At 35.0% G+C, this 19,750-nt stretch carries 23 protein-coding genes and 2 tRNA genes; 9 read left to right on the top strand and 16 right to left on the bottom strand.

What is annotated here, in order from left to right; genetic code table 11:
* Positions 1 to 107: 107 nt before the first annotated feature.
* Positions 108 to 587 carry a 23S rRNA (pseudouridine(1915)-N(3))-methyltransferase RlmH gene (gene rlmH / locus T513_RS0110565; protein ID WP_029071554.1) on the bottom strand — a complete coding sequence of 160 codons (480 nt, stop codon included), beginning with the start codon at positions 585 to 587 and terminating at the stop codon, positions 108 to 110.
* Positions 577 to 1,329 carry an MBL fold metallo-hydrolase gene (locus T513_RS0110560; protein ID WP_029071553.1) on the bottom strand — a complete coding sequence of 251 codons (753 nt, stop codon included), beginning with the start codon at positions 1,327 to 1,329 and terminating at the stop codon, positions 577 to 579. Before T513_RS0110560 ends, rlmH begins: the two co-directional genes overlap by 11 nt.
* Before the next feature lie 111 nt (positions 1,330 to 1,440).
* On the opposite strand from T513_RS0110560, the gene T513_RS0110555 reads away from it, so the two are divergent.
* A complete protein-coding gene (locus T513_RS0110555) occupies positions 1,441 to 2,019 on the top strand; it encodes a cytidylate kinase-like family protein (protein WP_029071552.1) in 579 nt (192 codons plus the stop codon).
* A gap of 36 nt (positions 2,020 to 2,055) precedes the next feature.
* Here the strand turns inward: T513_RS0110555 and rpmE are convergent, their stop codons facing one another.
* Both rpmE and T513_RS0110545 read right to left on the bottom strand, forming a co-directional pair.
* Complete coding sequence (gene rpmE, locus T513_RS0110550; RefSeq protein ID WP_029071551.1) at positions 2,056 to 2,259, bottom strand: 50S ribosomal protein L31; 204 nt, start codon at positions 2,257 to 2,259, stop codon at positions 2,056 to 2,058.
* 155 nt (positions 2,260 to 2,414) lie between these two features.
* Positions 2,415 to 3,689: a UDP-N-acetylglucosamine 1-carboxyvinyltransferase gene (locus tag T513_RS0110545; RefSeq protein WP_031590074.1), complete on the bottom strand. Its 1,275-nt coding sequence runs from the start codon at positions 3,687 to 3,689 to the stop codon at positions 2,415 to 2,417.
* A 172-nt stretch (positions 3,690 to 3,861) separates the two neighbouring features.
* Between T513_RS0110545 and T513_RS0110540 the strand changes: the two genes are divergently transcribed.
* Positions 3,862 to 3,937: transfer RNA gene (locus tag T513_RS0110540), tRNA-Glu, on the top strand.
* Positions 3,938 to 4,000: 63 nt separating this feature from the next.
* On the opposite strand, the gene T513_RS0110535 is transcribed toward T513_RS0110540, so the two are convergent.
* Positions 4,001 to 4,076, bottom strand: a tRNA-Gln gene (locus tag T513_RS0110535).
* Positions 4,077 to 4,123: 47 nt separating this feature from the next.
* Between T513_RS0110535 and gltX the strand changes: the two genes are divergently transcribed.
* On the top strand, positions 4,124 to 5,545 hold the full coding sequence (gene gltX / locus T513_RS0110530; protein ID WP_029071549.1) for a glutamate--tRNA ligase: 1,422 nt from the start codon (positions 4,124 to 4,126) through the stop codon (positions 5,543 to 5,545).
* Between the two features lie 53 nt (positions 5,546 to 5,598).
* Here the strand turns inward: gltX and cysK are convergent, their stop codons facing one another.
* The 7 genes from cysK to T513_RS0110495 form a co-directional block, all read right to left on the bottom strand.
* On the bottom strand, positions 5,599 to 6,531 hold the full coding sequence (cysK, locus tag T513_RS0110525) for a cysteine synthase A (RefSeq protein ID WP_029071548.1): 933 nt from the start codon (positions 6,529 to 6,531) through the stop codon (positions 5,599 to 5,601).
* 16 nt (positions 6,532 to 6,547) lie between these two features.
* On the bottom strand, positions 6,548 to 6,979 hold the full coding sequence (locus T513_RS0110520; RefSeq protein WP_031590073.1) for an RrF2 family transcriptional regulator: 432 nt from the start codon (positions 6,977 to 6,979) through the stop codon (positions 6,548 to 6,550).
* A 122-nt stretch (positions 6,980 to 7,101) separates the two neighbouring features.
* Positions 7,102 to 7,971, bottom strand: coding sequence for a class II fructose-1,6-bisphosphate aldolase (fba, locus tag T513_RS0110515; protein ID WP_029071546.1), 870 nt, complete (start codon positions 7,969 to 7,971; stop codon positions 7,102 to 7,104).
* Between the two features lie 81 nt (positions 7,972 to 8,052).
* A complete protein-coding gene (locus T513_RS0110510; RefSeq protein WP_031590072.1) occupies positions 8,053 to 9,216 on the bottom strand; it encodes a MalY/PatB family protein in 1,164 nt (387 codons plus the stop codon).
* Position 9,217: 1 nt separating this feature from the next.
* Positions 9,218 to 9,949, bottom strand: coding sequence for a TrmH family RNA methyltransferase (locus T513_RS0110505; RefSeq protein WP_031590071.1), 732 nt, complete (start codon positions 9,947 to 9,949; stop codon positions 9,218 to 9,220).
* The gene (locus T513_RS0110500) at positions 9,936 to 10,934 is read right to left on the bottom strand and encodes a tetratricopeptide repeat protein (protein ID WP_031590070.1); all 999 of its coding nucleotides are present in this window, start codon (positions 10,932 to 10,934) and stop codon (positions 9,936 to 9,938) included. Before T513_RS0110500 ends, T513_RS0110505 begins: the two co-directional genes overlap by 14 nt.
* A complete protein-coding gene (locus T513_RS0110495; protein ID WP_029071542.1) occupies positions 10,921 to 11,181 on the bottom strand; it encodes a hypothetical protein in 261 nt (86 codons plus the stop codon). Before T513_RS0110495 ends, T513_RS0110500 begins: the two co-directional genes overlap by 14 nt.
* A gap of 85 nt (positions 11,182 to 11,266) precedes the next feature.
* Here T513_RS0110495 and T513_RS0110490 point away from each other — a divergent pair, with 85 nt between their 5' ends.
* From T513_RS0110490 to T513_RS0110475, 4 genes are all read left to right on the top strand, one after another.
* The gene (locus tag T513_RS0110490) at positions 11,267 to 12,073 is read left to right on the top strand and encodes a methyltransferase domain-containing protein (RefSeq protein ID WP_029071541.1); all 807 of its coding nucleotides are present in this window, start codon (positions 11,267 to 11,269) and stop codon (positions 12,071 to 12,073) included.
* On the top strand, positions 12,070 to 12,975 hold the full coding sequence (locus T513_RS0110485; protein ID WP_051551218.1) for an RluA family pseudouridine synthase: 906 nt from the start codon (positions 12,070 to 12,072) through the stop codon (positions 12,973 to 12,975). The genes T513_RS0110490 and T513_RS0110485 overlap by 4 nt, the downstream gene beginning before the upstream one ends.
* Positions 12,976 to 13,131: 156 nt before the next feature.
* Positions 13,132 to 14,457, top strand: a complete 1,326-nt coding sequence (locus T513_RS0110480; RefSeq protein ID WP_051654445.1) for a CapA family protein — start codon at positions 13,132 to 13,134, stop codon at positions 14,455 to 14,457.
* 44 nt (positions 14,458 to 14,501) lie between these two features.
* Positions 14,502 to 14,990 carry a hypothetical protein gene (locus tag T513_RS0110475; protein WP_031590067.1) on the top strand — a complete coding sequence of 163 codons (489 nt, stop codon included), beginning with the start codon at positions 14,502 to 14,504 and terminating at the stop codon, positions 14,988 to 14,990.
* Positions 14,991 to 15,023: 33 nt separating this feature from the next.
* Here T513_RS0110475 and T513_RS0110470 read toward each other — a convergent pair whose 3' ends face one another.
* The 4 genes from T513_RS0110470 to ybaK all read right to left on the bottom strand — a co-directional run bounded on the left by T513_RS0110470 (position 15,024) and on the right by ybaK (position 18,817).
* Positions 15,024 to 15,287 (bottom strand): hypothetical protein, encoded by a 264-nt coding sequence (locus T513_RS0110470; RefSeq protein ID WP_031590066.1) that lies wholly within the window; start codon positions 15,285 to 15,287, stop codon positions 15,024 to 15,026.
* Between the two features lie 44 nt (positions 15,288 to 15,331).
* Positions 15,332 to 17,017 (bottom strand): phospho-sugar mutase, encoded by a 1,686-nt coding sequence (locus T513_RS0110465; protein ID WP_029071537.1) that lies wholly within the window; start codon positions 17,015 to 17,017, stop codon positions 15,332 to 15,334.
* Between the two features lie 178 nt (positions 17,018 to 17,195).
* Positions 17,196 to 18,212: a UDP-glucose 4-epimerase GalE gene (galE, locus tag T513_RS0110460; protein WP_029071536.1), complete on the bottom strand. Its 1,017-nt coding sequence runs from the start codon at positions 18,210 to 18,212 to the stop codon at positions 17,196 to 17,198.
* A gap of 116 nt (positions 18,213 to 18,328) precedes the next feature.
* Positions 18,329 to 18,817 (bottom strand): Cys-tRNA(Pro) deacylase, encoded by a 489-nt coding sequence (ybaK, locus tag T513_RS0110455; RefSeq protein ID WP_029071535.1) that lies wholly within the window; start codon positions 18,815 to 18,817, stop codon positions 18,329 to 18,331.
* Positions 18,818 to 18,888: 71 nt separating this feature from the next.
* Between ybaK and T513_RS0110450 the strand changes: the two genes are divergently transcribed.
* Positions 18,889 to 19,503, top strand: a complete 615-nt coding sequence (locus tag T513_RS0110450) for an HD domain-containing protein (RefSeq protein ID WP_029071534.1) — start codon at positions 18,889 to 18,891, stop codon at positions 19,501 to 19,503.
* Positions 19,490 to 19,750: a hypothetical protein gene (locus T513_RS0110445; RefSeq protein ID WP_029071533.1), complete on the top strand. Its 261-nt coding sequence runs from the start codon at positions 19,490 to 19,492 to the stop codon at positions 19,748 to 19,750. Before T513_RS0110450 ends, T513_RS0110445 begins: the two co-directional genes overlap by 14 nt.

The raw sequence follows: 19,750 nt of genomic DNA, 5'->3' as shown, positions 1-19,750 counted from the left end.
AATCTATGAGTTGTTTATACGTTTTATTACTTCTCTTAATTTTTTCTTAAACATATATATTACATTTTATATAGTCATGAATTTAAAAAGAAGTTCATTAAGAACTTCTATTTATGATATGTTTCATTTTTCATGATTTTAAATGCTCTATAGATTTGTTCACAAAGTAATAATCTTGCTAACTGATGAGGGAAAGTCATTTCTGACATACTGATCTTAAAATCAGCTCTTTCATAGATTTCTTCACTATGTCCAAGTGAACCACCTAATACAAATACAATTGTTGAACATCCACTGATCATTTTCTGTTCAATATGTTTAGAAAAAGCAACAGAGTCCATTTGTTGGCTTGCAACATCCAATAGGATCATATAGTCATTCTGTTTTACTTTATCTAAGATCTTTCTTCCTTCTTTAGCCTTCACCATAATTTCTTGAGCAAGTGATGCATTTTTAGGAATAGGTTCATCATCTACTTCAATCATTTCTACTTTCGTATAGGCTCCTAATCTTTTGACATATTCCTTAATGCCTTCTTTAAGATACTTTTCTTTCAATTTCCCTACACTGATAATCTTAATGTTCATATTTACCTCCTGAGACAACATCAACTTGGCTTGCAACCTTGATATTGTTCCTATCAAATGACATATGCTTTTCATCAAAGACCTCATAATATGTCTTTAATGCCAACTCTTTGGTATTGGCTTCCTGTGAAAGATGGGCAAGCACAATCTCTTTTGTATCTTCCCCGATGACTTCACACATAAGTCTAGCACTATATTCATTACACAAATGTCCTTCATCGCCAAGAATTCTATTCTTGAGATATAGTGGTCTTCTTGTATTCATCAGCATTTCGATATCATGATTTGCTTCGATAATATAGTAATTAAGATTACCAATCAGTTCTCTATTTTTCACTGATACAAAGCCTGTATCTGTCATATAAAGAAGAGATTCATCACCTCTTATTACAAATCCCACAGTATTGGTTGCATCATGGGATAACGGGAGAACTTCTACACTTAACTGATTGAAATGATAAGTCTGAAATGGTTCTAGAATATGTTCTTCATCCATCTTCTCAATATTTCCTCTTGCACTGTAGATCATTTTATCTTCAAAGATGTGGATATTCTTTGAGTGATCATAGTGATCATGTGTCAAGAATACATAAGTAATATCTGATTCATTAAATCCTACTTCATTTAATCTGTATAATAACTGCTTTCTTGAAATGCCACAGTCAATAAGTATTCCTGTACCATTTTCATATACAAAAGTGGCATTTCCTTTTGAGCCACTTGCTAAAACGTGAAATTCCATACATTACTCCTTTTTGCCATTATACCACACAAAAATCTTTTATTAAGTGTGAAAAAAGTGAAAGCGCTTTTTTAATTTGTGATAAAATAAGAGAAAGAAGGAGGAGATTTTATGGCTAAGATTATTACTATCGCAAGACAATATGGATCTGGAGGTCGTATTATCGCACAAAAAGTAGCAGATAAGTTAGGTCTCGTCTACTATGATAATCAGATTATAGATTTAGCTGCGGAAGAACTTGGCTTTGATATCCGTACTATTCGCAAGGCTGCCCAGGAAAAGAGTTCTGGTTTCCTTTATACAATGGCTGGTGGTACATTCCAGATGCCCCTAAATGATCAGGTCTTTGCCACTCAATCGAAGATTATTAGACATCTGGCAACTAATGATTCATGCATTATTGTCAATGGCTGTGCCGATTATATTCTTGAAGACTTTGATCATGTATTAAAAGTATTTATCCATGCCCCTATTACTTCTCGTGCTAAACGTGTAGAAGAGGAATATGGTGAAAAACATGAGAATTATATCAAGTATGTAAAGTCTAGAGATAAGAAGAGAGAAAACTATTATAATTACTACACGACTAATAAATGGGGTCAGCTGACTAATTTTGATTTAACAATCAACAGTGATTTTGGATTGGATGAAGTTGCTGATGTTATTGTAGAAATGTATAGAAAACTATAAAAAAAGAGGAGCTCATTGAGCTCCTTTTCCTATAGATTATTTTAAACCATACTTCTTGTTGAACTTTTCTACACGTCCATCAGCACTAGCAAATCTCTGTTTACCAGTATAGAATGGATGACAGTTTGAACAAGTGTCAACACGAATTTCATCTAATACTGAACCAGTTTCGAATTCAGCACCACATGATGTACAGATTACTTTAACCTTTTTATAATCTGGATGAATACCTTTTCTCATTTTATAATCTCCTTCCGCCTTGAAATATATGCTACTTCAAAGTAAGTTGCTAACACATAATACCATTATCAAATGGGAATTACAATAGTTTTTTAAAAATTTTCTTCATCAATTTTTTTCGATATTTAGGTCATTATTCACTTGTATTTCAAAGGCTAATCTTCGACCATATATCTAGAGACATGAGCACCTAAAGCAATCAGTTTACGATCGATATTGTCATATCCTCTATCAATATGATAGACATTAGTAATTTCAGTTACGCCTTCAGCCATAAGACCTGCTACAACTAGAGCAGCACCGCATCTTAAGTCAGTTGCTTCTACTCTTGCGCCATGAAGTGGTGTTGGACCATTGACATAGCAGCAAGCATCTCCTGTTTCAATATTAGCGCCCATCTTATTAAGCTGTGCACAGTGACCAAAACGTTCCTTGTAGATTGTTTCAATGACATGTGATTGACCATGAGCCTGAGTCATCAATGTTGTAAGTGGCTGCTGAAGGTCAGTTGCATATCCTGGATAGATCTGTGTAGTGACTTCAACTGGGTTGAAATCTGTAAATCCACCATAGACAAGAATACTGTCGCCTACAATTTCCATTCTTACACCCATTTCTCTTAACTTTAATAATAAAGCATCAAGATGCTGAGTGATAACATTTTGAACAAGGACACGTTCCCCGATTGCTGCTGCAATAATAAGGAATGTACCAGCTTCAATACGGTCAGGAATAATCTCATGCATTGTTCCATGCATTTCTGATACACCTTCTACAATAATAGTATCCGTACCTACACCTCTGATATGTGCTCCCATCTTAGTAAGAAGGTTAGCCACATCAATGATTTCAGGTTCACGGGCCGCATTATTGATTATTGTCTTTCCATCAGCTCTAACAGCCGCTAGAAGAATATTGATAGTTGCTCCTACTGAAGCAAAATCAAGATAGATTTCTGCGCCCTTTAAATGATCAGCCTTTAAATGATAAGTGCCTTCTTCTTCATTATAAGTAATTGTTGCACCAAGTGCTTCAAACCCCTTAAGATGAAGATCAATAGGACGTGGTCCTAAATAGCACCCACCTGGCATGCGTATTGTAACTTCTCCATATTTACCAAGTAAAGCACCCATAAAATAATATGATGCTCTTAATTTATCTACAGCCTCACTAGTAAGTGGGGTATTATTCATATGACTAGGATCTACCTTTAAAGTATCTCCTTCTTTCTTAACTTCACAGTCAAGCTCTTTTAAAAGAACTGCCAAAGCATCTACATCTGAAATGTTTGGTACTCCATATATCTCAACAGGTGAATCCGCTAATACAATAGCAGGAATAAGTGCAACTGTCGCATTCTTAGCGCCAGAAATTCTCACAGTTCCTCTTAAAGGATGTCCACCTTCAATTGCAATGACTTCTTGTGCCATATTTATATCCTCTCTTATTTCTCATCTTTTTACACACCATGATTATACATAATCTTATCTTAAATGTGAAGTATCAGACTTTGAAAGTGAAGTCACAGCTAAAAAATAGAAAAATTACCTTTCAGTTGTTTACTTCACAACAAATTGTGTTATACTAATACCGCAATGTGATGGTCCGTTGGTGAAGTGGTCAACACACTTGGTTCTCATCCAAGCATTCAGGGGTTCGAACCCCCTACGGACTACCATATTTTTTTTTGCCAATCTAAAGGCAATAAAAAAAGTAAGCTTCGCTTACTTCGTATTAAATATGGCTGGGGTAGCTGGATTCGAACCAGCGGAATGACGGATTCAGAGTCCGTTGCCTTACCACTTGGCTATACCCCAATCGCATGTACGATTATATCATAATAATGGGAGATGTAAAGAGGAAAATGAAAAAAATTAGAACGAGATTTGCGCCTAGTCCCACTGGCTACATGCATATCGGAAACCTAAGAACAGCTTTATACTGTTATCTGATTGCCAAACATAACAACGGTGATTTCATCCTACGTATTGAAGATACTGATCAGAATCGTGAAGTCGAAGGAGCAACTGATATCATCTATAATGTATTGGAAGAAACTGGTCTTCATTATGATGAAGGTCCTGATAAACCAGGTGAAGTAGGACCATACATTCAGTCAAAGAGATTACCAATCTATGAAAAATATGCAAAACAGCTTATCGAAAGCGGTCATGCACATTATTGTTTCTGTACTAAGGAAGACAGAGAAGAAAATGAAATTGATCCATGTCGTTACCTTGATCCAGAACAGATTCAGGAACATTTGGATAATGGTGATCCTTATACAATCAGACAGACAATCCCTGAAACTGGAACTGCTGATTTCGATGATGAAATCTACGGTCATATTGAAGTGCCATGCAACACTTTAGATGATTCAGTCTTAATCAAGACTGACAAGTTCCCAACTTACAACTTTGCCAACGTTGTCGATGATCATCTTATGAACATCAATGTGGTAGTAAGAGGAAATGAATATTTAGCGTCTACTCCTAAATACAATCTATTATATGATGCATTTAATTGGGAAAGACCAACTTATATCCATCTTCCACCGGTTATGAAAGATGAAAAACATAAGTTATCTAAGAGAAACGGTGATGCATCATTCCAGGATTTAAGAGCTCAGGGATATTTAACTGAAGCTATCCTTAACTACATTGCATTACTTGGATGGTCTCCTAAGGATGAAGAAGTTCTTTCATTAGAACAGTTAAAAGAAGAATTTGATATCAAGCATATTTCTAAAGCACCAGCAATCTTTGATATCAACAAGTTAAAATGGATGAATGGTGTCTACATCAGAAATATGTCAGTAGAAGAATTCCATGAACTTGCTAAACCATACTATAAAGATATCAAGCTTGATGTTGATCTATTAGAAATCACAAAAGCTTTACAGCCACGTGTTGAACGTTTAGCTGATATTCCTGAAATGGTTGATTTCATCAATGGAGAATTACCATTCGATGCTGATATCTACACACATAAGAAGATGAAAACTAATCCAGAAAACTCATTAGAAGCGCTTGAATTATCTTTACCTGCTATGGAAGCTTGGGAAGATTACACTGATGATGATGGATTAATGCATATGATGATGGACTTAGCTAAAGAACATGAATTAAAGAACGGTCGTATCATGTGGCCAATCCGTGTCGCTTTATCTAACAAGTCATTCACTCCTGGTGGAGCTGTAGAAATTGCTCATATTATCGGTAAAGAGGAATCTTTAAAGAGAATGAGACAGGCTATTGCTGATTTAAAAGAATATCTTGGTAAATAATAAAAGCTGATCTAGCAAAGTGAGTAATCACTTTGTCAGATCAGCTTCTTCTTTTATTTATCAAATAATGGTGTAGAAAGATAACGATCTCCTGTATCAGGGAACAAGACAACGATGTTCTTTCCTTCATATTCTTCTCTTTTAGCAAGTTCAATTGCAGCTTTTAATGCAGCACCAGAAGAGATTCCTACAAGGACACCTTCTTTTTGTCCAACAAGTTTACCGTATGTGAAGGCATCATCGTTCTCAACAGTGATTACTTCATCATAGATATCCTGATTTAATACATCAGGTACAAATCCTGCACCGATTCCCTGAATCTTATGAGGACCACCTTTTCCAGTTGTCAATACTGGAGAAGTAGCTGGTTCAACACCAATAATCTTGATATCCTTATTCTTTTCTTTTAAATAAGTACCTGTACCAGTTAAAGTTCCTCCTGTACCTACTCCTGCAACAAATACGTCAACTGCTCCATCAGTATCTTCCCAGATTTCAGGTCCAGTTGTTTCATAATGAGCTTTTGGGTTAGATGGATTGCTGAACTGTGATGGAATAAAGCTATTTGGATTTTCTTTTGCTAATTCATTTGCTTTCTGAATAGCACCAGTCATTCCAGTTGCTCCTGGTGACAATACTAATTCAGCACCGTATGCTTTCATTAAAGCACGACGTTCTACTGACATTGTTTCAGGCATTACAATAACGACATGATATCCTCTTGCTGCTGCAACTGAAGCTAATCCAATACCTGTATTTCCTGAAGTTGGTTCAATGATAACTGTATCTTTATTGATTTTTCCTTCTTTTTCAGCATCATCCAGCATCTTTTTAGCAATACGATCCTTTACGCTTCCAGCGGGATTAAAGTATTCAAGCTTTGCTAAAAGTTTTGCTTTAAGATTTAATGATTTTTCAATTCTTGTTAATTCTAATAATGGTGTATGTCCAATCAACTGATCAGCACTAGTGTAAATATGGGCCATAATAATCTCCTTTTAATTAAATAATATATTGATCTGCACTTTCTCCAGTATTTGCCAAATCTGCTATTGTTATGCTTGAAAGGCACTCCTCTACAACTTTATAAAGTCCTTCCCACATTGGCAATGTCTGACAAGACACCGCTCTATTGCACTGATTGCTTTCATCCTGCAAGCAAGAGATTGGTGCGAGTGAACCTTCTGTAATCTTAAGAACGTCGGCAACGGTATAACAGGATGCATCCTGTGTTAAACGATATCCTCCACCTTTACCACGTAATCCTTCGATAAAGTGTTCTCTGGTTAACGACTTAACGATGCTTTCCAGATACTTTTCTGAAATATTCTGTCTATTGGCAATCTCTTTTAAAGGAATATACTTTGCTTGATCATGTTCTGCTAGATCAATCATTACACGTAAAGCATATCTTCCTTTTGTAGATACCATCATATGTGCCACCTCCTTTATAAACCTATAATAAACCAAGGTTTATAGGAATTCAAATATTATGATAAAATTTTTAAAAAAAGAGCAAGCCCTTAAGCCTGCTCTTTAGTATACACGATAAATTATTATGCTTTACCGATTGAACCGAAGCATTCAAGTCTGTCTTTAACACCAGCTCTGATAGCTTCGAAACCTGGGTTAAGTAATTTACGAGGATCGTAACCTTTACCCTGCTGATCTTTACCTTCTTCGATGTATTTTCTAGTAGCTGCAGCAAATACTAACTGTAATTCAGTATTTACGTTAACTTTAGATACACCTAAAGAAATTGCTTTCTTAACCTGTTCATCAGGGATACCAGAACCACCATGTAATACCATAGGCATCTTAGGTCCGATAGCTTCTTTGATGTTACCTAATACATCAAACTGTAAACCTTCCCAATTTGAAGGATATTTACCATGGATGTTACCGATACCACATGCTAAGAAGTCTACACCTAATGCAGCAACTGAAGCACATTCTTTTGGATCTGCACATTCACCAGTTGAAACGACACCGTCTTCTTCTCCACCGATGCCACCAACTTCTGCTTCAAGAGAAACACCTTTTGAATGACATAATTCAACCATTTCTTTTGTTTTAGCGATGTTTTCATCGATATCATAATGAGAACCATCGAACATGATTGAAGAGAAACCAGCTTCTAATGCAGCTTTTGCTCCTTCATATGATCCATGATCCAAGTGTAAAGCTACTGGTACAGTGATGTTTAAAGCTTCAACCATTGCATTTACCATAGCAGCAACTGTTTTGAAACCAGTCATGTACTTAGCTGCACCTTCAGATACACCTAAGATTACAGGAGCTTTTAACTCTTCACATTCTAATAAGATTGCTTTAGTCCATTCTAAGTTATTGATGTTGAACTGAGCAATTGCATAATGACCTTCTAAGGCCTTATCGATCATTTCTTTTGCGGATACTAATCCCATTTTCTAATCTCTCCTTTTTCTTTTTCTAGAATCATCATACACTTTTTTATTTAAATTTGAAAGTGATATCACTAAATTTTATTATTTGGAAACGCTAACAGTTATACGATTCAATGCTTTTTCTAATATTGCTCTAGGACAAGCCAAATTAAATCGTTCAAAGCCTTCTCCTTCTTCACCAAAAATATAGCCTTCATCAAGCCAGAGCTTAGCTTCTTTTAACATAAAACGTTCTAGTTCCTTGCCGCTCATATGCCAATTTCTAAAGTCCACCCATACTAGATATAAACCTTCAGGTCTGATCATCTTTACTTCAGGTAGATTCTTCTTTAAAAATGATTCCATATAGTTGATATTACCTTCTACATAAGAAAGCATCTCATCAACCCAATTATCACCTTTTTCATAGGCTGTCATCGTAGCAATCAAGCCTAAGACATTAGGCGTAAACATTCCTGTTGCAAGCTGTTCTTTCTTGAATAGCTCTCTTAACTGCTTGTTGGCAATAAAAATCGTACTTGTCTGAAGTCCTGCAAGATTAAAAGTCTTAGAGGCAGCAGTGGCCACAATGCTGATATCTTTAAAACGTGGATCTGCTTCATAGAAAGGAATATGCTTTCTTTCTCCATAGACAAAGTCCATATGTATTTCATCACTAACAACAATGACATGATGTTTAAGACAGATTTCTCCAATCTTTAACAGCTCTTCCTTTGTCCAGACTTTCCCTACTGGATTATGAGGATTACAGAATATCAGCATCTTTACATTTTCTTCTATAATCTTCTTTTCAAATAAATCAAAATCTAATTCATAGTGATCTTCTTTAAAATCAAGAGAAAGGCTTACTGCCTTTCTTTTATTGTTTACAATAGCATTCTTAAATGGATAATAGACCGGTGTTAAGATCATGATATGATCATCAATATCTGAATAGGCTCTTACTGCCAAGTTGATTGCATTAACAACTCCGCTTGTTAAAACCATCCACTCTTTTTCTACATGAAAATCATGTCTTCTTTTCATCCAGTTACCAACTGCTTCATAGTAAGATTCAGGAACCATACTATATCCGTAGATTCCTTCTTCAATCTTTTCATGAAGTACTTTTGTGATATCTGGCAACACCTTAAAGTCCATATCAGCGACCCACATCTTGATCATATCTTCATCTTTATTGTGACCGCCATCCCATTTCATGCTGTCGGTATGTCTTCGTGAAATGACTGTATCAAAATCGTACATATTATCTTAGTACCTCTTTATTTTCAAATTGTGCTGACGTGAAATGATATAACCCTATTCCTAATGACTGTGATAGATTCAATGAATCAATTAATTCAGTATGAGGAATAAATACACTTTGTCCATAGTTTAAGAAGCTGTCATCAAGTCCACTGCTTTCATTGCCAAAGATCAATGAATAATTTCCAGTTGGCTTAACTTTATGAATATTCTTTGCACCCTTTAACATAAATGGATAGATTTCATGATGACCATATTCATTATGATAATCCTCAAAAGACTCATAATACTTCACTCTTAAAGAGAAAATAGCTCCCATTGAGGCTCTTACAACCTTAGGATCATAAATATCAACCGCCGGTCTGACGATTGCTAAATCCTTAATACCAAAACCTAGCATTGTTCTCATGATTGTCCCCATATTTCCCATATCCATTGGATTGACAAGGACCACATGATTGCCTTCTTCTAGATTCTTTTCATAGACATGAAATACCCCAATAGCATAGCAGTTCCCTTTAGGAGAAAGCTTCTTGATTGTTGCATCATGTACATCAATAGCAATATGATGCTTTTCACATAATTCCTTAATTAAAGGATATCCTTTATTCTTTTCAATAGAAGAATGTACAACCACTCTTTTAACGAGATCAGGCTGATTCTTCAATAGTTCTATAGTTGGAAATACTCCCAATGTATAAGATGCATCTGCACCTTTTTTATAAATCTTCATCTTGTTTCCCTCTTAATTTTTCTAGTAGTTCACTTGCACCATCATGTCCCCATTCTTCAGCCTGACGAAGAAAACGTACGCCCTTCGTAATATTTCTTTCCACAAAATCACCTTCCATGAAAAGCATTCCTAAAGAATAGGCTGCCTCTTTATCAAATAAGTAGTAGGCATAAGATAAATATCTGATACCATCATCTACTTTCTCTTCAGCTAAACAAAGTTCTCCTAGCATATAAAGACACTTTGCATCATACATCAAGGACCCTTTCTTAAAACTTGCAAAAGCTTCCTTGAAATTTCCTTTTTGATAATCCTGCATTCCTACTTCATAAAGTGCACGTGGATCTTCACTTTCATGAAGATCAATATCTTTTGTCATATGTGCATAAACATACTGACAATCAGAAAGACCAAGCTTAGCGCCTTCTTTATAGAAAGCAAGAGCCTGTTCTCTATTTGTTTCTACACCAAGTCCATTGGCGTTCATATATCCTAAATAATAGTAGGCCTTATCATCACCATACTCACTTGCCTTAAGGAATAGATTATAAGCCTTCTCATAATCCTGCTGTGTTCCTAGCCCATCATAATAAGCTAGTGCTATCACATGAAGATCTCTTGCTCGACATTCTTCCAAGGCTTTTTTAGTTGCTTCTTCAATATTGACAACCTGAATAAACCACTCGTTTTCTTTGATGACACGATCCATGATAGAAATCATGAATAATGCTTCTTCTTCCTTAAGATCTTCAGTGATCTTTAACATCTCAATATGTTCTTCATAAGGAATATGTCTATTTAGCAATAGTACCTCAAATAGTCCTATCTCAATTGCTTTATTTATTAGATAGCATTCTTCACAATAATGAACAGAATATTCATTAATCACTTCTTCAAAACGCTCTTTTTCCCAAAGAATCAACTGTGTATGCTGCTCAATAATGTTAAGAATAATATCTTTTATTTTTGTATTATATATTTTCATTATTTAGCCCTTTCAATTCTTTTAAAATATTTTTACGATGCAGAAGTATCTCTTCTCGATCTTCTTCTGCCCCCTTATCAATACATGCAATAAGTTCATCACATTTTACCAATAACAGCTTCAGCAATGACTTCTTGACAAACACATCCTTCTCTTCAAGATATTGACCATAGATCACCTGAAAAGAACGATACTGCTGAGTGAAAAGCAATTCATAATCGATACGATAATCTCTAATAATCTTCATTTTCCACCCTCCGTCTCGTTCACTATTATACTTCATTTGAAAACAAATTAAAACATGATATAATGCGGATGAAAAGAGGTGTATTATGAACCAGTTAGCATGTCCAAAATGCCATAAGCCACTTATGCTTGATGGCAAGACTTATAAATGTGAAGATCATCATAGCTATGATATCTCCAAAAGAGGATATATCAATTTATTGTTAAATCCTGATAAATCAAAAAACAACCCCGGTGATTCAAAAGAATCACTTATTGCTAGAAAGGCCTACCTCAACACTGGACACTATGATCCAATTCTTAATGAAGTTGTCAATTACATCAAGGCACATCAGAAAGAACATATGGAAATACTTGATCTAGGATGTGGAGAAGGCTACTACACATATCGTATGAAACAGCTTCTCGGTAATGACCATACTTACTATGGATTAGATATTTCTAAAGAAGCTATCAATATGGCAACACGTTATGATAAGGATATTCATTGGATTGTCGGTAATTCTAAGAACATTCCTATCAATGATCATTCATTGGATGTCATCACCGCCTTATTTACTGTTGTAAACAAGGATGAAATTGTTAGAACATTAAAAGAAGATGGCTACATGATCCATGTAACAGCCAACCGTGGTCATCTTATTGAAATCAAACATTTGATTTATGATGAAGTTAAAGTCAAATCAGATAAGTTTATCCGTCTTCCTTTTGAAGTACTAGAAAGCTACGACTTCAAGAAAACAATTTCTATTCCTAAAAGAGAAGATGCATTAAACCTATTAAAGATGACACCGCACTACTACCATATTAAGAAAGAGAAAAGATCCGTATTGGATACACTCCAAGGACTGGATGTAACCATTGATTTACGTATCACTGTCTATAGACCATGAAATTTAGAAAAATAAAGAACAATCTTCGTATTGTCATTGATGAAAACTATAATGGAAAACTATTAAGCGATTTCTTTAAGGACTTTTGTTTTTCAAAGAAAGCTGTTCATCTTCTTCATCAGGATAAAGCCTATACATTAAATAAAGAATATGTCAGAGATGCCACATTGCATACTGGAGATGTTCTTTTAATCAGAGCCTATGAAGATGATGATGGCATGTATCCTCCAGTTAAAGGAGATCTAGATGTCCTTTATGAAGATGATCTCGTTCTTGTAGTAGATAAACCAGCAGGACTTCCTGTTTATCCATCATCTAAAGAGGATACACATTCTCTTTCTCATTATGTCAGCCGCTACTATAAGGAACATAAATTAAATGTTCCAGTACGCTACATTCATCGTCTAGATGATGATACAAGTGGGCTTGTCATCTATGTCAAAAGCGCATTATTTCAGCCATACTTTGATCATCAGCTCGCTGAAAAGAAGATTGAAAGACAGTATATGGCCTTTGTTAAAGGGAGATTTCCTAATAAGAAGACTTATACCATCACTCAAAAAATTGCGCGTAACCGTCATAGCAACAAGATGCGTGTCTCTTCTTCAGGTGTAAAAGCAGTTACTCAATATAAATGCATTCATAACTACGATGATTATGCATTAGTACAATGTCATCTTTTAACTGGAAGACGTCATCAGATTCGTGTTCACTTAGCTAACATTGGACATCCTCTTATTGGAGATCCACTTTACAGCAAGGAACTCAACGAACTTGATCACCTTGTTCCACGTCAGGCACTGCATGCCTTCAAGATCAGTTTCACTCATCCACTTACTCGTGAACAAGTAGAAATTGAATCACGTATTCCTAATGATTTAAGAGTATTATTTAAAAAATAAGAGGATTGATTAACTCAATCCTCTTATTTTTAATAAAATACACCTTAAAATCAAAAGAAAAATTAATCTTTTTTACGACTTTATACAATCTTTTTTTAAGACCCTGTGTTATTATATATTAAGATATTATGAAACATCTTATGAAGGAGTTTTTTGATGAACCAGAAAAGAAGAAAAATGACGCGTAGAGAACGTGAACGTATTATGCGCAAGCGTGCTCGTGCAAAACGTAGACATAGAAGGATGAGAAAGCTCGCATTCTATGCCAAACGACTTAACTATAAACATCTTACAATCTTTTTAGCAGCAATATTTGTATTCCTGTTTAGTATTAATAGCTTTATTGTAAAACCAATTGTTTCAGTACTTCAGGATAAACCTAGTGTAACAACTACAGTTAAGAAGAAGACTGTTAAAAAGAAAACCCCAGCTGCACCATCGTTTGAAGTTAACTTTAAGGCTGTGGGTGACAATGTCGTTCATGAGAGTGCCTATAAATATGCCAATAAGATGGCCGGTTCTCCAAATGAATATGACTTTTCTAGCATCTATTCCCCTATTCAGTCTGATTTAAAGAATGCGGATCTATCATTTATTAATCAGGAAACAATCATGGGTGGCGGTACTCCGTCAGGATATCCAAAATTCAATACCCCTGATACGATGATGAACTCTTTATCTAGCTTAGGAGTAGATGTAGTCAATGCCAATACCAACCATACATTAGATCAAGGTGCATCTGGTGTTGCTCATATGATTTCCTTATTTAAGGCACAAAAGAAAATGATGTTATTAGGTATTGCAACTAATAAGAGCGACTATGACACAATCAACTATATTGAAAAGAACGGATTGAAATTTGCCTTCCTTTCTTACACATTTGGTACAAACAGATCAAGTACTAACCGTTATAATGTTAAATTGTTCGATACCGCATTAATCAAAAAAGAAATTGCGACAGCTAAAGCTAATGCGGACTTCGTCATTGTAAGTGCCCATTGGGGTATTGAATATACTTCAACAACCAATGTACTTCAAGATACTTATGCAAAAATATTTAATCAGGCAGGAGCTGATGTGGTAATAGGAACACATCCTCATGTCATTCAGAAGATGCAGTGGCTTACAAGTGCTGCTGGTCATAAGACATTAGTTGCTTATTCACTAGGTAACTTTATGTCAGCCCAGACAACTGAAGCTCGTCTTCTTGGTGGAATGCTGTCTTGCAAGTTTACTAAGAAGAATAATGTAAAGAGCATCAGCAATGTTGAATGGATACCACTCTTTACTCATATTGAAGCAAGCGGTATTTCTTCTGGGGTAATCAATGATATTTCAAATATGAAAATCTACAAAGTAAAAGATTACAATGATGAACTTGCGAAAAAGCATATCTTGAATAAATCTTCTACTAAAGTTACAAAAGCTTCTCTAACAGCATCAACTAAGCGTGTTATTAAACAATTCACAATTGATGTTTAAATGACTTCGATATATAATTATATATAGCGGAAAGGAGTCAACCAATGAGAACTTTTTATCCAGTTTTAGCAACATTAATGGTTATTGTAACGGCATATTTTACATACATGATTATCAATGTTCTCGTAACAATGATTAAAGCAAAAAGGAAAGATCATTCACTTAAAATATGTCTTACAACTGCTGGTAAAGCATTCTATATCATTATTACAATCTTATATATTCTTCTCGTAATCGGCGGCGCAGCTTTCGGTATTCATAGTGCCTTAAATGGCTCAAACTTGTATCTTAATGGTATTAGTACCGTAGCTCTAGCATCACTTCTATACGCCTTCCAGATTGCCAATATTGTATTAGTTGGAAAGAAGAATATATTGATTGGACGTCTTCTTGTAGATTATCGTAAGATGAAGAAAGTTGACTTAAACAATCGTAGAGAAATGACATTTGTCTACGCACAAAAGTCATTTAGTTTCTCAACAAGATGGGTAGATATTGCTTTACTTAGACGCTCCATTTCAAGAAGAAGCTAAACAAAAAAACTGTGACATTTCGTCACAGTTTTTTTATTTAATTGGCTTATGACAATGAGGACAGTGCGAGATCTTGCCGGCATGTTTTAATGGAAGATATTGCTGGCAATGAGGACAACGCCAATAGAATAATGATAATATAATATAAGTTACAACCATTAATGCTATTGCACAAATGATAATATATGCACTGAACTTATTGCCAGTTACAAAGAAGAATATCGCAATGATAGCTAGCGCCAGCCAAGTCTGTGGAAGAATATCCATCAAAGTCTGTACTGTCTTTATATTTTTCATAAAGCACTCCGTTTATAAAAGAGTCAACAAATGTTGACTCTTTATTATTCACCAATAATTTCCATCATTGCCTTCTGGAACTTCTCAGTCTTTAGAGAGGCATCATTTGCATCTGTTCCCTTAATAGAGAAGTAGAATTTACATTTTGGTTCAGTACCAGATGGTCTAGCAGCAATCCAGCTTCCATCTTCTAGATAATATTTTAATACATTAGACTTTGGAAGATCAATTGTAGTTCCATCACTGCGTGTGCTGTTAGCATAATCTTCAGCTAAAGTAACTTTTACTCCAGCAATATCAGTTGGGGCATCTTTACGAAGATTATCCATAATTTCAGCAATTCTCTTGGCACCTTCAACACCAGCTTTAGCAAGTGCGATCTGTGATTCTTTAAATGTACCATGTTTAGCATATAAATCATTTAATACATCAATAAGATCCTTGCCCTGCTTCTTATAGTAGTTTCCACATTCTGCAGCCAATAATACAGCCTGTACAGCATCTTTATCTCTAACAAAATCTTTAACTACACAACCATATGATTCTTCATAACCAAAGATAAACTGTTTTTCACCAGTCTTTTCATATTTTCTGATCTTATCACCGATAAACTTAAATCCAGTTAATGTCTTTTCAACATCTACACCATAGCTTCTAGCAACAAGTTCACCTAAATCAGAAGTAACGATTGTATTGTACATAACTGCATTATCAGGAAGTTTTCCTTTTTCTTTTAACTGAGAAAGAATATATTCAAGATAAACAGCTGCACTCTGGTTACCAGACATAAGTACATATTCACCATTATGTTTAGCAACAACACCAAGTCTATCGCCATCTGGATCAGTAATTGCGATTACATCAGCATCTACCTTTTTAGCAAGTTTAATTGATTCATCATAAGATGATTCAACTTCAGGGTTAGGTGATTTTGTATTAGAATAATCAGGATCAGGAGCACACTGTGATAATACAGGTACAATATCATATCCTAAATCTTTTAATACAGTTCTAACTGGCCAGTTATCAGCACCATGCTGAGGAGAATAAACAATCTTGAAATCAGACTTATCTAAGCCAGGATTAATTTCACAACCCTTAACTGCTTCATAATAAGCTTCATCAATTTCTTCTCCAACCCAGTTAATATAATCATAAGCTTCATCACTGCTAGGTACCTTGACAGCTAATTCATCTTCAACTTCTTCAACGTACTTAGTTACCTGATCAGCCCATTCAGGAATCAACTGACATCCAGTATCATCATATACTTTATATCCATTATATTCTGCAGGGTTATGAGAAGCAGTAATCATGATACCACCAGCACATCCTAAATGTCTTACCGCAAACGATAATTCAGGAGTTGGTCTCAATGATTCCATAATATAAGTTTTAATACCAAATCCAGCTAAAACCTTAGCAGATTCATTAGCAAAGATATAAGACATATGTCTATTATCATAAGAAATTGCTACACCTCTTTCAGCACCATTTGGCTGTTCAAGGATCCATTTTGCATAACCTACATTTGCTTTTCTGATCATGTAGATATTCATTCTGTTAGTACCAGCACCTAATAGACCACGCATTCCGGCAGTACCGAATTCAATATTCTTATAGAATGCATCTTCTTTAGTTGCTTCATCCATACCTTTAAGTTCTGTTCTTAAAGATTCATCAAGTCCATCAAAGCTTAACCATTTTTCATAATTTTCTCTATAATCCATTTGTGTCACCTCTAGAGATATTATAACAAACTTCCTTTACCAAATAAATAGAAATCGGTTTCATTGTGTTTTCATAACGTTATTATATAGAAAAATACTATGAAAACATCATACTATTTCTTTTTCAAAATAATTTTTATTTATTAAATTTTAAAAAAATAGTGATGAATATTCACCACTATTTCTTGTATCCATTAGGATTATTCTTTTGCCAATTCCAAGAGTCTCTACACATATCTTCAAGATTTCTCTTGGCAGTCCATCCAAGAATTTCAGCAGCCTTATCAGCATTAGAGTAACATACTGCTAAATCCCCTGCACGACGTGGACCAATTTCATATTTTAAAGTTAAATCATTTGCTTTTTCAAATGCATGAACAATATCCAATACTGAATATGGTGTACCTGTACCTAAGTTAATAATATCTGTACCTTTTCTTGTTAACGCATATTCAACAGCCTTTACATGACCTTCAGCTAAATCCATAACATGAATATAATCTCTTAGACATGTACCATCTGGTGTATCATAATCATCACCGAAGATAGTTAAATGATCTCTCTTTCCAACAGCTGTCTGTGAAACATAAGGCATAAGGTTATTAGGAATACCCTGAGGATCTTCACCAATTCTGCCTGATGGATGTGCACCAATTGGGTTGAAATATCTCAAGATAACAACAGATAATTCATCATCAGCTTTAGCTGCATCTTCTAAAATCTGTTCCATCATCCATTTTGTCCATCCATATGGGTTAGTACATGTTCCCTTTTTCATAGTTTCATTAAGTGGTGAGGCATTTTCAGCACCGTATACAGTGGCGCTTGATGAGAAGACAATGTTCTTAACATTGTTTTCTTTCATAGTTTCAAGTAATGTCAATGTAGTATCAACATTATTTCTGTAATAAGCAACAGGTTTTTCTACAGATTCACCTACTGCCTTTAATCCTGCAAAATGAATGACACAATCGATATCATTTTCTTTAAAAATGCGATCTAATGCATCATGATCTTTTACATCAGCTTCATAATGCTTAATAGTGGAATGAGTAAGCTCTTCAACTCTTCTTACTGCTTCTTCACAACTGTTATCATAATTATCCACAATCACAACATTATGACCTGCTTCAATTAAAGTAACAGCTGTATGAGAACCGATATACCCGGCTCCTCCGGCTAATAATACGTTCATAGTTTTAATACCATCCTTTTTCCTATTGATTCAATTATAGTCTTAATTTTCTTATAGATTTCATTATAGAATCATATATTTATAATATCAAGTGTTGAAAAAACTAAAATTAGGAGCTACTTCAATACTGGTCCCACTTTTGCATTTGTATATTTTACGATATCATTCGCATTAACAATCATCTGATAGCCCCTCTTACCGGCGCTAAGCGCGATTTCTCGATCTCGTAAAATAGACTCATCAAAATATGTTGGATACTGTTTTTTCATACCAACAGGAGAACATCCACCACGAATATATCCAGTCACATTAAGAAGATCCTTCATATGAATCATTTCTACTTTCTTATGTCCTGAAAGTTTAGCAAGCTTCTTTAAATCAATATTTTCCAATACTGGAATGCAACAAACAAGATAAGAACGATCATCATCTGACTGCAATACCAACGTCTTATAGATATCTTCTCCATTTAAGCTTACTTGATCAATAATATGTTCACCTGAGAGATGTTCTTCATCATAATCATATTCTTCTACACGATAAGAAACATGATCACGATCAAGAAGTCTCAAGGCATTTGTTTTTACTGCTTTTTTCTTTGCCATAAATATCACCCGCTGATATTATACACGACTTCTATAAAAAATGTTATAATAAGCGCAAGGATGTGAACAATATGGATATAGAAGCGAATAAAAAACGTTTTATTGCACTTTATAAAAAATACATTACGCGCAATGGCGCAGATCGTTTTCTTTCTTACCTAGAAAATCACAGTGACTTTTTCACTGCACCTGCAAGCACTCGTTTTCACGGTAGCTATGAAGGTGGACTATGTGAACACAGTCTTCAGGTCTACGACTGTCTAAAAGACTATCTTGCAAGACCACGTGTCAATAACATCTATGAAGTTAAAGCAAGCGATGAAACAATTGCGATTGTAGCTCTTCTTCATGATGTCTGTAAAATTGACTTCTACAAGACAGAACAAAGAAACAAGAAAGTCGATGGTCAATGGGTACAAGTCCCTTACTACACAGTTGATGATCAGCTTCCTTATGGTCATGGAGAAAAGAGTGTCTATATGATCAGTGGCTATATGCGCTTATCAAGAGAAGAAGCCTTTGCGATCCGTTATCATATGGGCTTTTCAGGATCTGATCCCGTCAACAATGTAGGAAAAGCTTTTGAAATGTTTCCAATAGCTTTCGCCTTAAGCACTGCCGATATGGAAGCTACATACTTCTTAGAAGAAATAAAAAAGAACGAGGTTACACATGAAGATTACTGATACAATGCTAGAATCTATGATAGATGGAGTTGAAGAACAGATTCAGACAAGAAATCCAATCGAAACACAAGAAACTTATCAGCTCCTTTTAAACAATGGCTATTCTTCAAAAGATGCCAAAAAGAAAATCGCAGTTGCGATTGCGGTTGAATCTTTCGCAATTATCAAGACAGGAAAACCATTTAATCGCGAAAGATATATTCAGAATCTAAAAAGAATACAGAACGGAAAAGAACCAATCGAGTAG

The sequence above is a fragment of the Kandleria vitulina DSM 20405 genome, assembly GCF_000702065.1.
GTDB lineage: Bacteria > Bacillota_I > Bacilli_A > Erysipelotrichales > Coprobacillaceae > Kandleria > Kandleria vitulina.
The sequence above is the reverse complement of the archived record's forward strand: the minus strand, read 5'-3'. Positions and strand labels throughout refer to the sequence as shown.

Bases quoted from the DNA above. Each gene is read 5' to 3' on its own strand.
- rlmH (WP_029071554.1), bottom strand. From the start codon at position 587: ATGAACATTAAGATTATCAGTGTAGGGAAATTGAAAGAAAAGTATCTT.
- T513_RS0110560 (WP_029071553.1), bottom strand. From the start codon at position 1,329: ATGGAATTTCACGTTTTAGCAAGTGGCTCAAAAGGAAATGCCACTTTT.
- T513_RS0110555 (WP_029071552.1), top strand. From the start codon at position 1,441: ATGGCTAAGATTATTACTATCGCAAGACAATATGGATCTGGAGGTCGT.
- rpmE (WP_029071551.1), bottom strand. From the start codon at position 2,259: ATGAGAAAAGGTATTCATCCAGATTATAAAAAGGTTAAAGTAATCTGT.
- T513_RS0110545 (WP_031590074.1), bottom strand. From the start codon at position 3,689: ATGGCACAAGAAGTCATTGCAATTGAAGGTGGACATCCTTTAAGAGGA.
- gltX (WP_029071549.1), top strand. From the start codon at position 4,124: ATGAAAAAAATTAGAACGAGATTTGCGCCTAGTCCCACTGGCTACATG.
- cysK (WP_029071548.1), bottom strand. From the start codon at position 6,531: ATGGCCCATATTTACACTAGTGCTGATCAGTTGATTGGACATACACCA.
- T513_RS0110520 (WP_031590073.1), bottom strand. From the start codon at position 6,979: ATGATGGTATCTACAAAAGGAAGATATGCTTTACGTGTAATGATTGAT.
- fba (WP_029071546.1), bottom strand. From the start codon at position 7,971: ATGGGATTAGTATCCGCAAAAGAAATGATCGATAAGGCCTTAGAAGGT.
- T513_RS0110510 (WP_031590072.1), bottom strand. From the start codon at position 9,216: ATGTACGATTTTGATACAGTCATTTCACGAAGACATACCGACAGCATG.
- T513_RS0110505 (WP_031590071.1), bottom strand. From the start codon at position 9,949: ATGAAGATTTATAAAAAAGGTGCAGATGCATCTTATACATTGGGAGTA.
- T513_RS0110500 (WP_031590070.1), bottom strand. From the start codon at position 10,934: ATGAAAATATATAATACAAAAATAAAAGATATTATTCTTAACATTATT.
- T513_RS0110495 (WP_029071542.1), bottom strand. From the start codon at position 11,181: ATGAAGATTATTAGAGATTATCGTATCGATTATGAATTGCTTTTCACT.
- T513_RS0110490 (WP_029071541.1), top strand. From the start codon at position 11,267: ATGAACCAGTTAGCATGTCCAAAATGCCATAAGCCACTTATGCTTGAT.
- T513_RS0110485 (WP_051551218.1), top strand. From the start codon at position 12,070: ATGAAATTTAGAAAAATAAAGAACAATCTTCGTATTGTCATTGATGAA.
- T513_RS0110480 (WP_051654445.1), top strand. From the start codon at position 13,132: ATGAACCAGAAAAGAAGAAAAATGACGCGTAGAGAACGTGAACGTATT.
- T513_RS0110475 (WP_031590067.1), top strand. From the start codon at position 14,502: ATGAGAACTTTTTATCCAGTTTTAGCAACATTAATGGTTATTGTAACG.
- T513_RS0110470 (WP_031590066.1), bottom strand. From the start codon at position 15,287: ATGAAAAATATAAAGACAGTACAGACTTTGATGGATATTCTTCCACAG.
- T513_RS0110465 (WP_029071537.1), bottom strand. From the start codon at position 17,017: ATGGATTATAGAGAAAATTATGAAAAATGGTTAAGCTTTGATGGACTT.
- galE (WP_029071536.1), bottom strand. From the start codon at position 18,212: ATGAACGTATTATTAGCCGGAGGAGCCGGGTATATCGGTTCTCATACA.
- ybaK (WP_029071535.1), bottom strand. From the start codon at position 18,817: ATGGCAAAGAAAAAAGCAGTAAAAACAAATGCCTTGAGACTTCTTGAT.
- T513_RS0110450 (WP_029071534.1), top strand. From the start codon at position 18,889: ATGGATATAGAAGCGAATAAAAAACGTTTTATTGCACTTTATAAAAAA.
- T513_RS0110445 (WP_029071533.1), top strand. From the start codon at position 19,490: ATGAAGATTACTGATACAATGCTAGAATCTATGATAGATGGAGTTGAA.